The following is a 16,881-nucleotide window of genomic DNA, read 5'->3' on the forward strand; positions in this document are numbered from 1 at the left end:
ACGGCGTGTGAGAAAGATCGGAAAATCCGTCGCTCCGACGTCAGGAGTTTCGCGGCTCGCCTGTCTATCGAAGCAGGGGCGGGCCGAGCCGCTCCCGGCCGAGGACAGGGACGCGGGGACATGGTGGTGGGAGATCGACGCGGAGTGGCGCGGGGCGGGCGGCCGCTCGCTCTGGCGGGCGCGTCGCTGATCGCCCTGACGGCGGTTGCGGGCGCCCGGGATACGGCGCCGCTCGCCTCGGATCGGATCAGCCTCGTTCCCGTCACCGCCGACGGGCCGTCGGATGCGGGCGGCACGGTTGCGGCACGGATCCCGGTCGCGGTTCCGGCCGGGCCGCTCGAACCGGCCCTGACGGCCCTGGCCCGCCAGGCCGGGCTGACGCTCGCCTACCGGACCGCCCTGACCGAGGGCCTAACCACAAGGGGAGTCGAGGGTGCGTTCCGGCCTCTCGACGCGCTCGCCGAACTGCTCGCGGGCACCGGCCTGACCTACCGGGCGGCCGGCCCCTCGACGATCACCCTCGTCAATCCGCGCTACGTCCAGCTCGGCTCCGAGCCGGCCTCCTCCGTCACGCTGGAGGAACTGGCGGTCGAGGGCCGGGCGGGGAGCGGCGCCCGCGCGGCGGGCCTGCCGCCGCCGAACGGGACCATCGGCCAGCCCCCCGTCCCGTATGCCGGCGGGCAGGTCGGGTCCGGCTCGCGCCTCGGCCTGCTCGGCAACCGCAGCACCTTCGACCAGCCCTTCAACGCGACGAGCTACACCGAGAAGCTGATCCGCGATCAGCAGGCGCGCAACGTCCAGGACGTCGTCAACAACGACCCCTCGATCCGCACCAACGTGCCGGCCTTCTCGGGCATTCTCGGCTTCTTCATCCGCGGCTTCCCGGTCTTCGCCCAGGACATCGCCTTCAACGGCCTGTTCGGCGTCGCCGATGCGTTCAACCCGGCGGTAGAGCCGATCGAGCGCGTCGAGGTGCTGCGCGGCCCCTCGACGCTGCTCTCGGGCGTCCCGCCCTTCGGCAATATCGGCGGCATCATCAACCTGATCCCCAAGCGGGCGCTCGAGGAGCCGCTGAACCGGGTTACCCTCGGCTACGCCTCCGACGCGCAGGTCTACAAGGCGGTCGATATCAGCCGTCGCTTCGGCGCGGCCAAGGAATGGGGCATCCGCTTCAACGGCGCGGTCAACAACGGCGCGACGCCGATCGACAACCAGAGCCTTCATTTCGGCAGCATCGCGCTCGCCCTCGACTATCGCGGCGAGCGCCTGCGGGCCTCGCTCGACCTCGGCTATCAGGAACTCGACTTCCGGTCGCCGCTGCGCAACCGCAACGTGGCCGCCGGCGTGCGCATCCCCCGCGCGCCCGACCTGATACTCAACCAGCAGCAGCCCTGGGAGTATCGCGATAGCGCCAACCAGCAACTCGCGACACGGGTCGAGTACGACCTGTCGCCGGACCTGACGCTCTACGGCGCCTACGGCCGCTCGAACTTCCGGCAGGAATATTTCGGCGGGATTCTGACGATCTTCAACGCCCGGGGCGACTACCGCGACCCGATCAGCTACCTGCCGATGCACATCGTGAACCAGACCGCCGAGGCGGGCCTGCGCGGCACGTTCGAGACCGGGCCGATCCGGCACAGCTTCGGCCTCGCCGCGGTCGGCTTCTGGCAGGACCTGGCTCAGCCGACGGCGCAGAATGTCGGCGCGGTCATCGTGTCGAACCTCTACGATCCGGTCACCGTCGCGCCGCGCTCGACCGTCGGCCTGTCGAACGCGACGCCGCGCACGTCGAGCCGGATCAACCGCAGCCTCGCCGTCGCCGACACGATGTCGCTCTTCGACGAGCGGCTGCTTCTCACGGTCGGCGGGCGCTGGCAGAGCCTCGATGTGAATTCCTACAATCCCGTCACGGGCCTGCGCACCGGCGCCAGCGAGAGCGGCGCCTTCTCGCCGGGCGTCGGCGTCGTGGTGAAGCCGTGGGAACGGCTCTCGCTCTACGCCAACTACGTCGAGGGGCTGACCTCGCCGGCCCCGCCGGTGAACGCCGTCAACGCCAGCGCCGCCTTCCCGGCCGCGGTCTCGCGCCAGACGGAAGTCGGGGCGAAACTCGATCTCGGCGCCCTCGGCCTGGGCTTTGCCGCCTTCGAGATCGAGCAGCCCTTCGGCTTCCTCGACGCCCGTACCCTGATCTTCTCGGTCGACGGGCGCCAGCGCAACACCGGCGTCGAGCTCACCGTGTTCGGCGAGCCGGTGCCGGGCGTCCGGCTGCTGGGCGGCGTCAGCCTGCTCGACGGGGTGCAGGTGCAGGCGCAGGATCCGCGCAACGTCGGCCGAGTCGCGATCGGCGTGCCGGAGGTGCAGCTCAATCTCTACGGCGAGTACGACCTGCCGCCGTGGCTGGTGCCCGGCATGAGCCTGACCGGCCGGGTGATCTACACCTCGGCGCAGTACTACGATCTGGCCAACAGCCAGAAGATCCCGGACTGGGCGACGCTCGATCTCGGCTTGCGCTACGCGACCCTGTTCCAGGACCGGCCGCTGACGCTGCGGGCGAACGTCGTCAACGTGACCGGCAACAACTACTGGGCGACGACCGGGCGCGGCATCCTCGCCCAGGGAACGCCGCGGACGGTGCTGCTCTCCGCCTCGGTCGATTTTTGAGAGTTCGCGCGGCGCGCTCCGCCGCTCACGCCCGCCGCGTCAGCCGGAACGCGGGGGCGTGGTCGGGCTGGGTCGTCACCACGGCTGCCGGGAGCACCGGGCGGGCATCGGCCCGCTCGATCCGGAAATGCCCGACGATCCGGCTCAGCGCCAGGGTCGCCTCGGTGAGCGCGAAGGCCGCACCGATGCAGACCCGCGGCCCCGCCCCGAACGGCAGGTAGGCGAAGCGCGGAACGGGCGGCGCGCCGGGCAGGAAGCGGCCGGGATCGAAGGCGTCGGGGTCGCGCCACAGCTTCCGGTGCCGGTGCAGCAGCCAGGGGGAGATCGTCACGCTGTCCCCGACCTCGACCGCCTCTCCGCCGAGCACGTCCGGACCGACGGCGCGGCGGGCCAGCACGAAGGCGGCCGGATAGAGCCGCAGGGTCTCCTCGATCACCGCGCGGGTAAAGGGCTTTTCCGCGCTCGCGGCTTCGGCGGCGACCGCCGCCTGCGTCTGCGGCGAGAGCGCGAGCAGGGTGCAGGCCCAGAGCAGGGTCACCGCCGTGGTCTCGTGTCCGGCCAGGATCATCGTGGCGACCTGATCGCGCAGCTCCTCGTGCGAGAAGCCCCGGCCGGTTTCCGGATCGCGGGCGGCACGCAGGAGGTCGAGCAGGTCGCGGGCCTCGCCCACGACCTCGCGTCCACCCTGGCCCTCGTCGCGGTCGGCGATGACCTCGTCGAGGAAGAAGACCCAGTCGCGGCGGAAGCGGGCGCGGGCGCGGTCGAGGGGCGTGGCGAAGCGCAAGGGGACAAGAAGGTCGGTGAGGTGCGGGCGCCCGAGCCGCGCGGCGTAGGCTTCGAGGAAGCCGCGCAGGCGGTCGCCGTGGCGGGCCATGCCGACGGAGAACATGGTGCGCCCGGCAATCTCCAGGGCAAGCCGCTGGAGCGCGGCGAACAGATCGACCGGGCCCCGTGCGGCCGGATCCTCAAGGGCGGCGACCGCCTCGTCGCTGGCCGAGAGGATGTGGGGCACCAGCGTCTCCACCGCCCGAGGGGTGAAGGCGGGCGCGAGCGTGCGGCGCTGGTGGCGCCACGCCGTCCCCTCGCTGATGAGCAGGCCGTCGCCGAGCATCGGCCGCAGCATGCGGATGGTGATCGGGGTGCGGGCGTAGTTCGCGGCGTTGTCCACGAGCACGTGCCGCACGAGGTCCGGATCGCTGACGGTGAAGCGGGTGCGCCCGAACAGCCGGCGGCGGCGCAGGGGCGCCTCGTAGGCGGAAGCCGGCCAGCAGCCAATTCCGTTGACCCGCATCGCCGCGATGAAGCGCAGGGTCGGCAATTCCCGCTCCGGCGGCGCCGGCACCGGCGGCACCAGGCGCGGAACCGCGAATCCGGGCGCGGCCTGCATGTCCATTCCTCGCTCCTTCGCACCACCCTCGAGGCAATGCTCTAGGCGCTGGCGCAAGGTCTCGGAAGATGGGTCTCTAGCATGGCGCAGGCGCCGCGGGGTGTGCCGCTACAGCATCGGCATTTCCGGCACCGGCACGGCGCCGGCTCCTACCTGCGCGGGTTCGGCGTAGCGGCGCACCATCGCGGCGCAGAATTCCGAGAACTCCTCGCGCACCAGCGGCGCGGAGGTGTGATGCGGAGCGATGCCGCGGTGCTCGGGCGTGAAGCAGAAGGTCGCCGTCACCTGAAAATCCCGGAGTGCCTCCATCTGCCGGTCGAACCAGTCGAGGGCATTGGGGCGGAAGCTGTCGGCCCAGGAGAGGCCCGTGCGCAGATGGGTGACGCCGAGGCGCTTCATCCAAGCGACCGCCGCGTCGAGGCGGTGATCCTCGTAGTGGAACCACTGGCACAGGCCGAATTCCGGGGTGCAGCGGGCGAATTCCTCCAGGGCCAGCTTCGGCGTGCCGTCCTGGCGCAGGAGCCCCATGTGGAAGTGGCGGTAATAGGAGGAGCCCTCCGCCTCCTTGTGGCGGGTGGTGGCGCCCCATTCGAGCGGCAGGTCGTAGAGGCTGTACCAGTGGATGCGGGGGGCTTGGCCCGTCAGAAGTTCGGCGGTGCGGCGGCAGCCCCAGGCCTGAACCTCCTCGGCGCCGAAGCTCGATACGCCGACCTCCGAGACCCAGACCGGGAGATGCGTCACCGCGCGGATCTCGGCGATCTTCTGCGGCCATTCGTGGATCTGCCAGAGGTTCCAGTCGAGGGGGAAGCCGTGCACGGCCACCGCGTCGAGCCCGTCGAGCACGCCTTGCGCCTGCATCCGCCGCATGAAGTGCGGATCGATCGGCGAAATGCCGCCGAGCACCTGCGGCAGGCCCGGCGCCTCGGCCCGGATCGCGCGGGAGGCGTCCTTAACCATCTCACCGAACAGGAACCAGTCCGGATCGATCTCGGGATCCCAGTGCGACTTGTTGTTGGGCTCGTTCCAGAGCATCACCGCTTCAAGCATCACGTCTCCCGTCGTCGGGCCGCGCCGGATAGGCCGCTTGCGCCCCGTAGGGCGCCGCGACCCGGCGGCAGAGATAGACCTCCGCCTCCGGCCGGCTCTGAATCGAAAAGCCGCTCGATCGCAGCATCGCCTCGATCCCGGCGCGGTTGGGGATCCACCAGTTGGTGCAGTCATGCGCGTAGGAATGCTCGACGAAGTGCATCCGCGGGTAGCCCGGCCGCTCGAAGGCATCCATGTCGAAGAAGTCGTAATCCTGCGCCACAGGCTCGACCTGGGGCGAGCCTCGCAGCATCGACTGGAACACGAGGAGGTCGTCCGCCACGTGCTCGTGGATCAGGTCGAGGGCGAGCAGCGGGTGGCGCAGGTGGTAGAGCACCCCCATGAAGATCACCACGTCGAAGCGCTCGCCGAGACGCCCGACGTCGTAGACCGAGAGGTTGCGGAACTCGATGTCGTAGCCCAGCCGCTCGGCGACGAAGCGGCCTTGAGCGAGGTAGTGCTCGTCGGAATCGAGACCGAGCACGCGCGCCGCGCCGCGCCGCTTCATCTCGACGCTGTAGAAGCCGGCATTGCAGCCGATATCGAGCACCGACTTGCCGGTGAGGTCGGCGGGTAAGGCGTGGGCGAAACGCCGAAACTTGAAGCCGGGATAATCGCCGAGGAAATGGTTCGGCGCAGTCCAGACGCCCTCCCCCAGATCGATGTTGTGGAACCATGGCCCGAGGGCCTCCGCCCGCCGGCGCAACTCGGCCTGATTCATCGTATCGGCCCGATTCATCCCGCCAGCCGCTCGTTGAGGGAGACGAGGCGACCGCCGCCGGGCCAGAGCTCGACCTCGCTGCAGGAGGCCGGGGCGACGACGAGGCGGTCGTAGGCGTCGAGAGAGAGACCGAGCACGCCCAGAAGCGCGGCGCGGATCGGGTCGCCGTGGCTCACGAGGATGACCGGCGCCCCCTCTTCCGCCGCGAGGCGCTCGAGCAGGCCGCCGACCCGCGCCTGCACCTCGGCCATGCTCTCGCCGCCCGGCGGGCGGGCCGAGCCGCGTGCCGTGTTCCAGGCGTTCCAGGCCGGATCGCCCTCGAGCGCGGCGAAGGGCTTTCCGGTCCAGTCGCCGAAAGCGATCTCGTCGAGTTCGTCCCTGATCTCGGCCTCGACGCCGAGCGCCTCGGCCAGCGGCGCGGCAGTCTCGCGCGTGCGCGGCTGCGGGCTCGACAGGAGGCGCAAACCCCGCGCGCCCGCGAGGCGCCGGGCGAGCCCCTCGGCGACGGCCCGCGCCTCGGCCCGGCCGGCCTCGCTCAGGGACACGCCGGGCATCCGCCCGCACAGAATGCGCCCGAGCCGGTCATGGCTGCCGTGGCGCAGGAACAGGACGCGCCTCATGCGGGCTCGCCGGCGGCGAAGCGCAGGGTGCGCGCGCGCGCCTCCGCGTCGGTGTACTGCACCGGCGGCGACTTCATGAACCACGCCGACGGCCCGCCGAGCGCTCCGCCCAGCCCGCGGTCGAGGGCGATGCGGGCGCAGCGCACGGCGTCGACGACGATGCCGGCCGAGTTCGGCGAGTCCCAGACTTCGAGCTTCAGTTCCATGTTGAGCGGCACGCCGCCGAAACCGGTCCCCTCCAGGCGGATCTGCGCCCATTTGCGATCTTCCAGCCAGGGCACGTGATCGCTCGGGCCGACATGGACATTGCCGGGTTCCAAGGGCGCGTCGAGCTGGCTCGTCACGGCGCGGGTTTTGGAGAGCTTCTTCGACTCGAGCCGCTCCCGCTCCAGCATGTTGAGGAAGTCCGCGTTCCCGCCGAAATTGAGCTGGTAGGTCCGCTCCAGCTTGACCCCGCGCTCGCGCAAGAGGTTGGCCAGCACCCGATGCACGATGGTGGCGCCGACCTGGCTCTTGATGTCGTCGCCGACGACCGGCAGGCCGCGCGCCTCGAAGCGGGCCCGCCACGCGTCGTCGGAGGCGATGAAGACGGGGATGCAGTTGACCAGCGCGCAGCCGGCATCAAGGGCGCAGCGCGCGTAGAACTCGGTGGCGCGCTGCGCGCCGACCGGCAGGTAGTTGACGAGCACCTGCGTGCGGCTGCGCTTCAGTTCCGCGACGACGTCGGCGACCGGCGCCGGGGATTCCTCGATGATCCCCTGCAGGTAGCGGCCGATGCCGTCGAGGGTCGGCCCGCGCTGCACGGTGACGCCGCTCGACGGCACCTCGGCGAAGACGTGGGTGTTGTTCGGGCGCGCATGGATCGCCCGCGCCACGTCCTGCCCGACCTTTTCCGCCGACACGTCGAAGGCGCTGGCGATCGCGATGTCGTCGATCCGGTAGCCGCCGAGCTCGGGCGAGATCAGGCCCGGCACCGCCCCGTCCGTGGCCACGCCGCGGTAGTGGTGCAGGCCCTGGACGAAGGAGGAGGCGCAATTGCCGACGCCCACGATCCCGACGCGGATCGGCTCCGGTCTCGGGACTGTCATCACGTTGGCCCTCGAGCGAGATCGCCGAGCGCCGGCTCGGCCGGCTGGAACGGGCGGCTTCCGACGAAGCGGCCGAGACTCGGCACCGCCGGCTCGGGCGGGCGGATTTCCTTGGCGAACCACGCGATGGTCGCCTCCAGCCCCTGTTCGAGCGGCACCTGCGGCGACCAGCCGAGAAGCGTCTCGGCGCGGGTGATGTCGGGCCGGCGGCGCTGCGGATCGTCCACGGGGAGCGGGCGGCGCACCACCGCCGAGCGGGTGCCGGTCATCCGGGTGACGAGGTCGACCAGTTCCGCCACCGTCATCTCGCGCGGGTTGCCGAGATTGACCGGACCGCCGGGCGTGGCCTCGCGGTCCATCAGCCGCATCAGACCCTCGACGAGGTCGGCGGCGTAGCAGAACGAGCGGGTCTGCTCGCCGTCGCCGTAGACGGTGATCGGCTCGCCCGCGAGCGCCTGGCAGACGACGTTGGAGACCACGCGCCCGTCATCGGCCCGCATGCGGGGGCCATAGGTGTTGAAGATGCGCGCCACCCGGACGTCGAGCCGGTGCACCCGCTCGAAATCGAAGACCAGGGTCTCGGCCGAGCGCTTGCCCTCGTCGTAGCAGGCGCGCGGGCCGGTCGGGTTGACGTTGCCCCAGTAGGATTCGGTCTGCGGATGCACCTCGGGGTCGCCGTAGACCTCGCTGGTGGAGGCCTGCAGGAAGCGTGCCCCATCCTCCTTCGCCCGCTCCAGCAGGCGGTTGGTGCCGACGACGCTCGTCATCATCGTGTGCATCGGGTCCGCCTGGTAGTGCGGCGGCGAGGCGGCACAGGCGAGATTGAAGATGCGATCGAACCGCGGCAGCGGCGGGAGCGGCTGGGTCACGTCCGCCTCGACGAGTTCGAAGCGAGGCTCGCGGGCGAGATGGGCGAGGTTGTCGTGGCGCCCGGTCAGAAGGCTGTCGAGGGCGACGACGCGGGCGCCCCGCGCCAGCAACGCATCGACGAGGTGCGAGCCGATGAAGCCCGCGCCTCCGGCCACGAGCACGTGCTTGCCGTCTTGAACGATCTCCTGGTTGCCCCCTTGGTCGCTCAAAGCTCGACTCCTCATGGACTCAGTTCCTCCGGCCTGGATCGTCGTCCCGAAAGGTGGCCTCGGCCTTCGGAAAAAGATGATGTCGAAACAGATCCTTAGATCACCTCGAGATCGCGTCCCGGCGCCGCGGCGCCGTCTCGGCGGCGGGCAGCGGCCTCGCGCAAATAGGATTCGAGTTCCTCGGCGCGATGGACGGCCGAGTGGCGGGCGAGCACGATTTCGCGTGCGGCCCTGCCGATCCGGCGGCGCTCCGCCTCCGGCATGTCGCGCAGGATCGCGAGCACCGCCTCGGGCGTCTCCGGCAGAAGGATCTCGCGGCCGGGTGCCAGGATCGCGTCGAGCCCGTCCCACCCGTCGCTCAGGAGCGGCGTGCCGATGCTCGCGGCCTCGAACAGGCGCACGCTGGGGCTCCAGCCGGCGGCGATCATGTCGGCGCGCGTGACGTTCAGGGTGTAGCGGCTCGCGGCGTAGAATTCGGGATGGGCGTCCGGCGGCAGGTGATCGATGCGGGTGACGTTGTCCGGCCAGTCGATCCCGGCCGGATATTGCGGCCCGGCCACCGCGAAGCGCAGTTCCGGCGCGCGCCGGGCCGGCTCGATCAGGAGGCGTTCGAGGGTCGGCTGGCGGTCGGGGCTGTAGGTGCCGAGATAGCTCAGATCGTAGGCCGGGGGGCGCTCCAGGGCGGGATAGGCCAATGGATCGACCGAGCAGTAGAGGGCGCGCGCCGCCGGCGAGCCGTAGGCGCGCTCCAGCCGCTCCAGGGTCGGGCCGCCGGTGAAGGAAAGGTAGAGGTCGTAGTCCCGGATCTGCGCCCGGCCGAGATAGGCGCAGGCGCCGGCCTCCAGCCCCGCTAGCGTCACCGGCGTGTCGATGTCGTAGAAGGCGCGCACGCCCCGCGACCAGGCGAGCGCGCGGTTTCCGACGGCGATGCCGTCCGGCACGTAGGAGCCGACGATGACGGCGTCCGCCTCTCGGATCGCCGCGCTGTGCGCCTGCAACTCCGCGAGATCGGAATAGAGGATGAGCCGGCAAAAGTCCGGATCGGGCAGGTCGCGGTGGGCGGCGTACCAGGGCACGTCGCGCTCGAGGAAGGTCACGGCGTGGCCGCGGGCGGCGAACGCCTTGAGCAGGGCGCGGTAGGTGGTGGCGTGGCCGTTGCCCCAGGACGAGGACAGGCTCAAGCCCAGCACCACGAGGCGGAGCCGCCGATCCGTCATGCGACGCTCCGCTCGATCGGCCGGCGCTCGCGCTTGCGCGCCGCCTCTTCGGTCAAGATCGCATCGACCTGCGCGCCGCGCCGGGCATAGGTGTGCTCGGCCAGGATGCGGCGGCGGGCGGCCTCGCCGATGGCGCGGGCGCGCTCCGGTGTCAGGGCCGCGACGTGATCGGCGACGTCGCGCCCGTCGCGGGCGACGAGCACCTCCTCGCCCTCCTTGAGGAACAGGTCGAGCCCGACCCAGGCATCGGTGATGAGGCAGCCGCCGGCACCCGCCGCCTCGAACACGCGGGTGGCCGGCGAGTAGCCCACCGCCGCCATGCTCTCGCGGGCGATGTTGAGCACGGCGAGCGGCGTGACGTTGAAGGCGTTGTGATCGCGGGTCGAGACGTGGCCGAGATGGCGCACGTTGACCGGCAGGCCGCGGCTCTCCCAGCCGCTGCCGCCGAGCAGGAACCGTCGCTCCGGCAGCCGCGCCGCCGCGACGAGGAAGAATTTCTGGACCCGCTCCTCGCGGTCCGGCAGGCGGTTGCCGAGGAAGGCGAGATCCGCCGTGAAGCGCGGATCCGGCGGCACGGGGTGGTGGGTCTGCGGATCGAGGGCGTTGTAGACCGGGATGCAGGCCCGCGCGCCGAAACCCTCGTAGGCGGATATGACCGGCGGGCCGCCGCCATAGGTGAGGACGAGGTCGAGATCGGGCATCGCCCGGTGCAGGGCGTGGCCGGGATTGCCGCGCATCTCGGCGAGCGTCGCCGGGGCATCGACATCCCAGAAGATGCGGATCGCCTCCGGCCGCGCGGCGGCGGTGACGCCCGCCAGCAATTCGTCGTCGAACACCCCGACGCCGCTCGCCTTGACGACGATGTCGGCCCTTGCGGCTTCGGCGGCGACGGACCGCATTGCCTCCGGCGTCGCCGGATAGACCCGCACCTCGGCCCAGTCCGGCGGGTCGATGTCGCGATGGCTCTGCCGGTCGAAGGCGTCGGGCTCGTAGAAGGTGACGTGGTAGCCGCGCCCGGCGAGGTCGCGCAGCAGGCCGCGGTAATAGGTGGCCGCGCCGTTCCAGTAGGAGGACAGCAGCGAGGAGCCGTAGAACGCGATTCGTTTCATGCGCGCCTCCAGTTGCGGGGGCTTGCGACGGGGGCGGACAACGAGGCCGCGATGGCCAGGAGTTCGGCCGCGCGGTGGCGGCAGGTGTGGCGGGCGCGGATCGTGGCGAGGCCGCGGGCCGCGAGCGCCCGGCGCAAGCCCGGCTCCGCACGCAGCGCCCGCAGGTGGCGCTCCATCTCCGCGCCGTCGCGAGCGACAAGGTAGTCCTCGCCCGGCGTGAACAGCCCCTCCGCATCCTCCCAGGGGGCGCTGGCGAGCGGGATGCCGCAGGCGAGCGCCTCGAACACGCGGATCGTCGGGATGCCGGGCAAGGCCTCGACGTAGAAGCGGCGCGGCACGTGGACGGTGGCCAGCGCCCGGGCGAATAGCGAGGGCGCGACGGCGTTCGGTGCCCATCCGTGATAGCGCGCGCCGAAGCGCTCCAGGGTCGCCAGCGCCTCCTCGGGGTAGCGCACGCCGTAGATGTCGAGGGCGAGGCCGGCGGCCCGGGCCGGGCGGAACAGGAAGGTTTCGAGTTCGCGGGTGCGCTCGCCGTCGCCCCAATTGCCGATCCAGACGAGGCCGGCGCGTTCGCCCTCCTCCGCCGGCGGGTGGAACAGCCTCGTGTCGGCGGCCTCGTGCCAGACGAAGGTCCGGCCGTCCCATCCCTGCGCCCGGTAGACCCGCGCCAGGGCCTCGCCGAAGGCGAGGACGCCGTCGTAGCCGGACAGATCGAAGGCGGCCATCTCCTCGGGCGCGCTGACCGCCCGGTGATGGGTGTCGTGGAACAGCAGCGTGCCGAACCGGCCGTTTGTCCGCGCTCGACCGAGCGCCGCGATGAGGTGCGATGCGTTCCACTCGTGCGCGATGACGAGGTCGGCGCCGTCCACCCGCTCGACCGCTTCCTCCTCACGTGCGTAGGTGCGTGACGACAGCTCGGGATAGGCGGTGCGATAGGCGTTGAGCCCGGCCGCTCCGCGGTCGCGCAGAAGGTTGTCGAGGCTCCAGGCGCCCTCGGGCTCGTAGGCCTCGACCGCGTGGCCCTCGGCGATGAGCTCGCGCAGGACGCCGCGCAGGAAGTGGGCGTTGCCGTGGTTCCAGCACGAGGCGAGGGAGTGGGTGAAGTAGACGATCCTCATGCCGCGGCCCCTGAGAGAGGTCTGGCGCGCGTGCGGCTGCGGGTCTCGCCCAGGAGAGCGCGGACCACGGCGAGTACGCCGTCGGCCATGGCGTCGGTGCCGTAGCGGGCGCCCCGGAGGCGGGCGGCCTCGGCGAGCGACGCCCGCCGCCCGGGATCGGCGAGAAGGTTTTGGACGGCATCGGCCGCCGCGGCATCGTCATCGGGCGAGACGAAGAGGGCAGCGCCTTCCCACAGCTCCGAAAAACTCGGAATGTCGGAGAGGACCAGGGCGCAGCCGGCGCCCGCCGCCTCCAGCACCGCGAGCCCGAACGGTTCGTAGCGGGCGAGCGAGACGAAGACCGGACGCTGCGCGAGTTCGCGCTCCATCCGCGCCGCGTCGAGCCGGCCGAGCAGGCGGAGATGTTTGCCGGCGAAGCTCTCGCCGTTCGGCCCCTCGGCCGGTCCGGCGGCGTAGACGGGCGCGCCGAGCCGTCCGGCCATCCGGTCGAGGGCGGCGGCGTTCTTGGCGCGGTCCCACAGCCGGCCGGCGGTGAAGGCGTGCGCGGCCGGGGCCGCTTCCGAAGGCGCCTCGGCCGGCCGGCGCCCGTTGCGCACCACCTCCGGCGTCTGGTCGAGGCCGTAGGCCATCCGCGTCGCTTCGGCGAAGGCGCGGGTCGGCGCGAGCAGCCGATCGGCGGCGCGGCAGCCTTCCGCCGCCAACCGCGCGCGCCATGCCAGATCGTCCGGCAGCGGGCCGTCGCCGAGCGCGGCCCACCACGTCGCGACGCAGGAATGGCACACGGCCACGACCGGCACATCAAAGGCGGCCAGAGCCAGGGCCGGAGCGTGGAGATGGACGAGGTCGGCGCGCAGGATGCGGGCGAGGTCGGCGAGCGCCGCGGCGGCCCCCGTCACCTCGTCCGCCGTCCCGGCGGTCCAGTCGAGGGGAAGGCCGGTCGGCAGGATGCGGGCACCGCAGTCGGCCTCGGCCCGGGCCAGATCCTCGAAGGAGGGCGCCGGTCCCATCAGCGCGACCGTCACCGTCAGCCCGCGCCGCCGCAAGCCGGCGGCGAGTTCGAGGCTGTACTGCCAGACGCCGCCAAGGGCGTCGGCGGTCATCAGGATGTGGGCCGGGGCTGGTCTCACCGGCATCCGCAGCCCGCCTCCAGCTCGGAGAGCGGCAGGGGACGCTCCTCCTGGATGTCGCTGAAGCGCTCGAACTGCCCGAGGTAATGCGCGTGCGCCCGCTCCCAGGCGCCGTCGTCGGGCTCGCCCCAGAGCCGGCGGTAATCGGGCGAACTCGGATAGGGGTAGAGCGGGACCGGGTCGTTGGCCCAGACGCCCTGCCCGCGCAGGCGGTCGCGCCAGCGCGCGACGAGGTCGGGGTCGTCGCCCGCCACCGCGATCAGGTTCGCCTGGACGAAGGGCACCGAGCGGCGGGCGTAGATCAGGCGCTCGGCGAGGTCGTCGGTCGAGGCGCGGCACCGCTTGTCGAGGGCGGCGCGGCCCTCCTCGGTCAGGCTCTCGACCCCGGCCTCGATCGAGACGCAGCCTGCCGCGCCCAGCAGGTCGAGCATGTCGGGCTTCCACAGGTCGATCCGGGTCTGGACGCCGAACTGGATATTCCGGCCGACCAGCGCTTCGAGCAGCGGTTTCTGCGGCAGGAAGATCTCGTCGACGAAGTAGAGGTAGGTCGCGCCCTGCGTGATCAGACCGTCGATCTCATCGAGCACGGGATCGAGGTCGCGGCGGCGGTACTTGTCGCGAAAGTCGATCTTTGCGCAGAAGCTGCAGGTATAGGGGCAGCCGCGCGAGGCCTCGACCTCCGCACCGGGTCCGTCGGGCGCCCTGTCGAAGCGGTGATGGTGGTGCTGGTGGCGGGTGATCCAGTCGTCCGGCCAGCGGAGCGCCGGCAGGTCGGTGAAGCGGCCGGCATGGGGCGGGCCGGTGACGACGGTGTCCTCCCCCGCGCGATAGGCGAGCGCGGGCAGCGTGCGCGGATCCTCCGCGTCGGCGAGGCGGGCGACGATCTCCTCGCACTCGCCGCGCACGACGACGTCGCAACCGAGCTTTTCCAAGGTGGGGCGCGGCGTCGCCGAGCCGTGCGGGCCGACCGCGACGGTGCGACCGCCGCGGTCACGAAGCGCGTCGAGGAAGAGGCGCGGCACGCGGAGCTCCGGCGGCGCGCAGCGCCAGAACAGGTAGGTCGGCGCCGTCGTCACCACGGTCATGCCGGGGGCGAAGGCGGCGATGCGGTCGGCGGCCTCGTCGGTTGTCAGCCCTTCGAGATGCGCGTCGACGATCAGCACCTCGTGGCCGGCGGCCCGGAGCAGGGCGTCGGCGTAGCCGAGTTCGAGCGGCAGGTGCGGCTCGCGACAGCCGAAATAGATGCTGTTGCGGAAGTCCCAGGCGGGGTTGACCAGCGCGACTCTCACAGCGCGGCCTCCGGCTGCCGCCGCAGACGCGGTTCGGCGGACTGATCGTCTCCGACCCGTTCGCCGAGCCAGCCGGCGAGCTGGGCGACGCCCTCGCGCCACGACAGCGGCCGCGCGAGGCCGAGCGCCTCGACGGCGCGGCTCGGGTCGGACACGTAATAGCGCTGGTCGCCCGGCCGCCACGGGCCCGTCTCGACGGCGATCTCACGGCCGAGCAACTGCCCGGCATGGGCGATCAGCCCGCGCAGCGACACGGCGTTGGCCGGTCCGCCGCCGAGGTTGAACGCCCGGCCCGCCACGCGGTCGATCCGTGCCAGCGCCGCCCGGTAGGCCGCGACGCAGTCGTCGACGTGGAGAATGTCGCGCACCTGCCGTCCGTCGCCGTAGAGGGTGATCGGCTCGCCCTTGAGCGCCCGGATCAGGAAGTGGGCGACCCAGCCCTGGTCCTCGTTGCCCATCTGCCGGGGGCCGTAGATGCAGCTCATCCGCATCACGACGGTGGGCAGGCCGTAGGTGCGGGCGTAGTCGAGCACGTAGGCGTCGGCCGCGCCCTTGGAGCAGCCGTAGGGAGTGTGGAAATCGAGCGGCCGATCCTCACCGATGCCGCGCTGGCGCAGGCTCGGGTCCTCCGGCAGGTAGGCGTCGCCCGCGAGCGTGAGCGCCACGTCGGGCAGGCCGCCATAGACCTTGTTGGTCGAGGCGAAGAGCAGCGGCACCGCCTCCCCGCGCGCGCGAAGCGCTTCCAGCAGGTTCAGCGTACCGCCGAGATTGACCTCCATGTCGTCGCGCGGCGCGGTGAGGCTCGTCGTCACCGCGACCTGGGCGGCGAAGTGGAACACGGCGCCGGCCTCGCCCACGGCGCGGGCGAGTTCGTCGCGATCGCGGATATCGGCGATCACCGGCGCGATCCGGTCCCCATGCTGCTCGATCAGCCAGGCGAGGTTGCGCTCGACGCCCGCGCGCGCCAGCGCGTCGTAGATGATGACGGTGTGCCCCTCGGCGGCGAGCCGGTCGGCGAGGTTGGCGCCGACGAAACCGGCGCCGCCGGTGATGAGGATCGGACGGCGGTCGAGGGCCGGGCCTGGGCCGGCGGCGCTCACGCGACGAGCCCCCGCGCTTCGAGTTCGCGCCGCGCCTCGGCGACGCGGTCCACCGCCTGCTGCTCGGCGACCCAGGCGGCGAGTTCGGCCAGGCCCTCCGCGAAGTCGCGCTTCGGCGCATAGCCGAGTTCGCGGGTGATCCTCCCGATGTCGGCGATGCAGTGGCGGATGTCGCCGAGGCGAGCCTGCCCGGTGGTCTGGGGAGCGATGTCCTCGCGGCCCATGGCGCGGGCCAGCAGGCGGGCCACCTCGTTCACGGTGCGGTCCTGGCCCGAGCCGACATTGTAGACCTGCCCGACGGCGGCCGGGTGTTCGAGCGCGAGCACGAAGGCCTGGGCCACGTCCTCGACATGGACGAAGTCGCGCCTCTGCTCGCCGTCCTCGAAGATCATCGGCGGCTGGCCGTTCAGGAGGCGGGCGGCGAAGATCGCGAGCACGCCGGTATAGGGGTTCGAGAGCGCCTGGCCGGGGCCGTAGGCGTTCCAAAGCCGAAGCGCGACGCCCTCCATGCCGTAGGCCGGCGCGAGGGTCAGGGTCAGGCGCTCCTGCATGTACTTCGTCAGTGCGTAGACCGAGGCGAGCGCCGGGCGCTTGGTCTCCGGGGTCGGCACGGGCCGCAGCGGATGCCCGTCCGCCCCGAGCGGGTCCCAGGGCTCGCCGGGCTTGCGGGCCTTTCGCACCGCGTCCTCGACGAGGGCGCCGCCTTCCGTGCGGTAGAGCCCCTCGCCGTAGATGCTCATGGAGGAGGCGACGACGACGCGCTTCACCGGCGCCTCGATCAGCGCCTGGAACAGGACCGCGGTGCCGCAATCATTGACCGAGACGTAGCGTTCGACCGCGTACATGCTCTGGCCGACGCCGACTTCCGCCGCGAGATGGACCACGTGGGTCGCCCCGGCGAGCGCCCGCGCCACGACCCCGCCATCCCGGACATCGCCCTCAACGAACTCGACCGCGGGATCGAGCCCCCGTGGAGCGGCTCCGTCGCCGTGCACCTGCTCGATCAGGCTGTCGAGAACTCGAACCCGATATCCGCGAGCCAGAAGCGCGTTCGTGAGATGACGGCCGATAAAGCCGGCACCACCCGTGATGAGGGCAAGATCTTTCATGAGCAGGCGCGCAACTCCATCGATCGTTGCAAAACCAACAAATTTTAAAGCAATTGAGGCAAATAATCTCAGCAGCAACCTATGATGTGATCACGAAAATTTGCATCGAACTCCCCCGAAGCTTGCCTTTTGTCGAGATATCCCGGGCCGAGGATCTTTGTTCCTGA

14 protein-coding genes are annotated in these 16,881 nt (G+C 71.4%); 1 reads left to right on the forward strand and 13 read right to left on the reverse strand.

Translation table 11 applies throughout. The annotated features are described in order from the left end of the window. Positions 1–126: 126 nt before the first annotated feature. On the forward strand, positions 127–2,664 hold the full coding sequence (locus tag HNR01_RS15145; protein ID WP_309236222.1) for a TonB-dependent siderophore receptor: 2,538 nt from the start codon (positions 127–129) through the stop codon (positions 2,662–2,664). Between the two features lie 25 nt (positions 2,665–2,689). Here the strand turns inward: HNR01_RS15145 and HNR01_RS15150 are convergent, their stop codons facing one another. The 13 genes from HNR01_RS15150 to HNR01_RS15210 form a co-directional block, all read right to left on the reverse strand. Further along, positions 2,690–4,057 (reverse strand): cytochrome P450, encoded by a 1,368-nt coding sequence (locus HNR01_RS15150; RefSeq protein WP_183668376.1) that lies wholly within the window; start codon positions 4,055–4,057, stop codon positions 2,690–2,692. A 102-nt stretch (positions 4,058–4,159) separates the two neighbouring features. Continuing rightward, positions 4,160–5,098, reverse strand: coding sequence for a glycoside hydrolase 5 family protein (locus HNR01_RS15155; RefSeq protein ID WP_183668378.1), 939 nt, complete (start codon positions 5,096–5,098; stop codon positions 4,160–4,162). Beyond that, the gene (locus HNR01_RS15160; RefSeq protein ID WP_083920723.1) at positions 5,091–5,858 is read right to left on the reverse strand and encodes a TIGR04290 family methyltransferase; all 768 of its coding nucleotides are present in this window, start codon (positions 5,856–5,858) and stop codon (positions 5,091–5,093) included. Before HNR01_RS15160 ends, HNR01_RS15155 begins: the two co-directional genes overlap by 8 nt. Positions 5,859–5,872: 14 nt before the next feature. Next, positions 5,873–6,478 carry a histidine phosphatase family protein gene (locus HNR01_RS15165; RefSeq protein WP_183668380.1) on the reverse strand — a complete coding sequence of 202 codons (606 nt, stop codon included), beginning with the start codon at positions 6,476–6,478 and terminating at the stop codon, positions 5,873–5,875. After that, positions 6,475–7,566, reverse strand: a complete 1,092-nt coding sequence (locus tag HNR01_RS15170; protein WP_183668382.1) for an inositol-3-phosphate synthase — start codon at positions 7,564–7,566, stop codon at positions 6,475–6,477. Before HNR01_RS15170 ends, HNR01_RS15165 begins: the two co-directional genes overlap by 4 nt. Further along, positions 7,566–8,660, reverse strand: a complete 1,095-nt coding sequence (locus HNR01_RS15175; protein ID WP_026105896.1) for a UDP-glucuronic acid decarboxylase family protein — start codon at positions 8,658–8,660, stop codon at positions 7,566–7,568. Before HNR01_RS15175 ends, HNR01_RS15170 begins: the two co-directional genes overlap by 1 nt. An 80-nt stretch (positions 8,661–8,740) precedes the next feature. After that, entirely contained in the window at positions 8,741–9,862 is a 1,122-nt protein-coding gene (locus HNR01_RS15180) for a CgeB family protein (protein WP_183668384.1), read from the reverse strand. Next, entirely contained in the window at positions 9,859–10,971 is a 1,113-nt protein-coding gene (locus HNR01_RS15185; RefSeq protein ID WP_183668386.1) for a CgeB family protein, read from the reverse strand. Before HNR01_RS15185 ends, HNR01_RS15180 begins: the two co-directional genes overlap by 4 nt. Continuing rightward, the gene (locus tag HNR01_RS15190; RefSeq protein ID WP_183668387.1) at positions 10,968–12,089 is read right to left on the reverse strand and encodes a CgeB family protein; all 1,122 of its coding nucleotides are present in this window, start codon (positions 12,087–12,089) and stop codon (positions 10,968–10,970) included. Before HNR01_RS15190 ends, HNR01_RS15185 begins: the two co-directional genes overlap by 4 nt. Continuing rightward, complete coding sequence (locus tag HNR01_RS15195; RefSeq protein WP_183668389.1) at positions 12,086–13,222, reverse strand: glycosyltransferase family 4 protein; 1,137 nt, start codon at positions 13,220–13,222, stop codon at positions 12,086–12,088. Before HNR01_RS15195 ends, HNR01_RS15190 begins: the two co-directional genes overlap by 4 nt. Continuing rightward, complete coding sequence (locus HNR01_RS15200) at positions 13,213–14,505, reverse strand: TIGR04295 family B12-binding domain-containing radical SAM protein (protein ID WP_183668391.1); 1,293 nt, start codon at positions 14,503–14,505, stop codon at positions 13,213–13,215. The genes HNR01_RS15195 and HNR01_RS15200 overlap by 10 nt, the downstream gene beginning before the upstream one ends. After that, positions 14,502–15,605, reverse strand: a complete 1,104-nt coding sequence (locus tag HNR01_RS15205) for an SDR family NAD(P)-dependent oxidoreductase (protein WP_183668393.1) — start codon at positions 15,603–15,605, stop codon at positions 14,502–14,504. The genes HNR01_RS15200 and HNR01_RS15205 overlap by 4 nt, the downstream gene beginning before the upstream one ends. Beyond that, positions 15,602–16,714, reverse strand: a complete 1,113-nt coding sequence (locus HNR01_RS15210; RefSeq protein WP_183668395.1) for an NAD-dependent epimerase/dehydratase family protein — start codon at positions 16,712–16,714, stop codon at positions 15,602–15,604. The genes HNR01_RS15205 and HNR01_RS15210 overlap by 4 nt, the downstream gene beginning before the upstream one ends. Positions 16,715–16,881: the final 167 nt, after the last annotated feature.

Source organism: Methylorubrum rhodesianum (genome assembly GCF_014199985.1).
In the GTDB taxonomy this organism is placed as follows: Bacteria; Pseudomonadota; Alphaproteobacteria; order Rhizobiales; family Beijerinckiaceae; genus Methylobacterium; species Methylobacterium rhodesianum.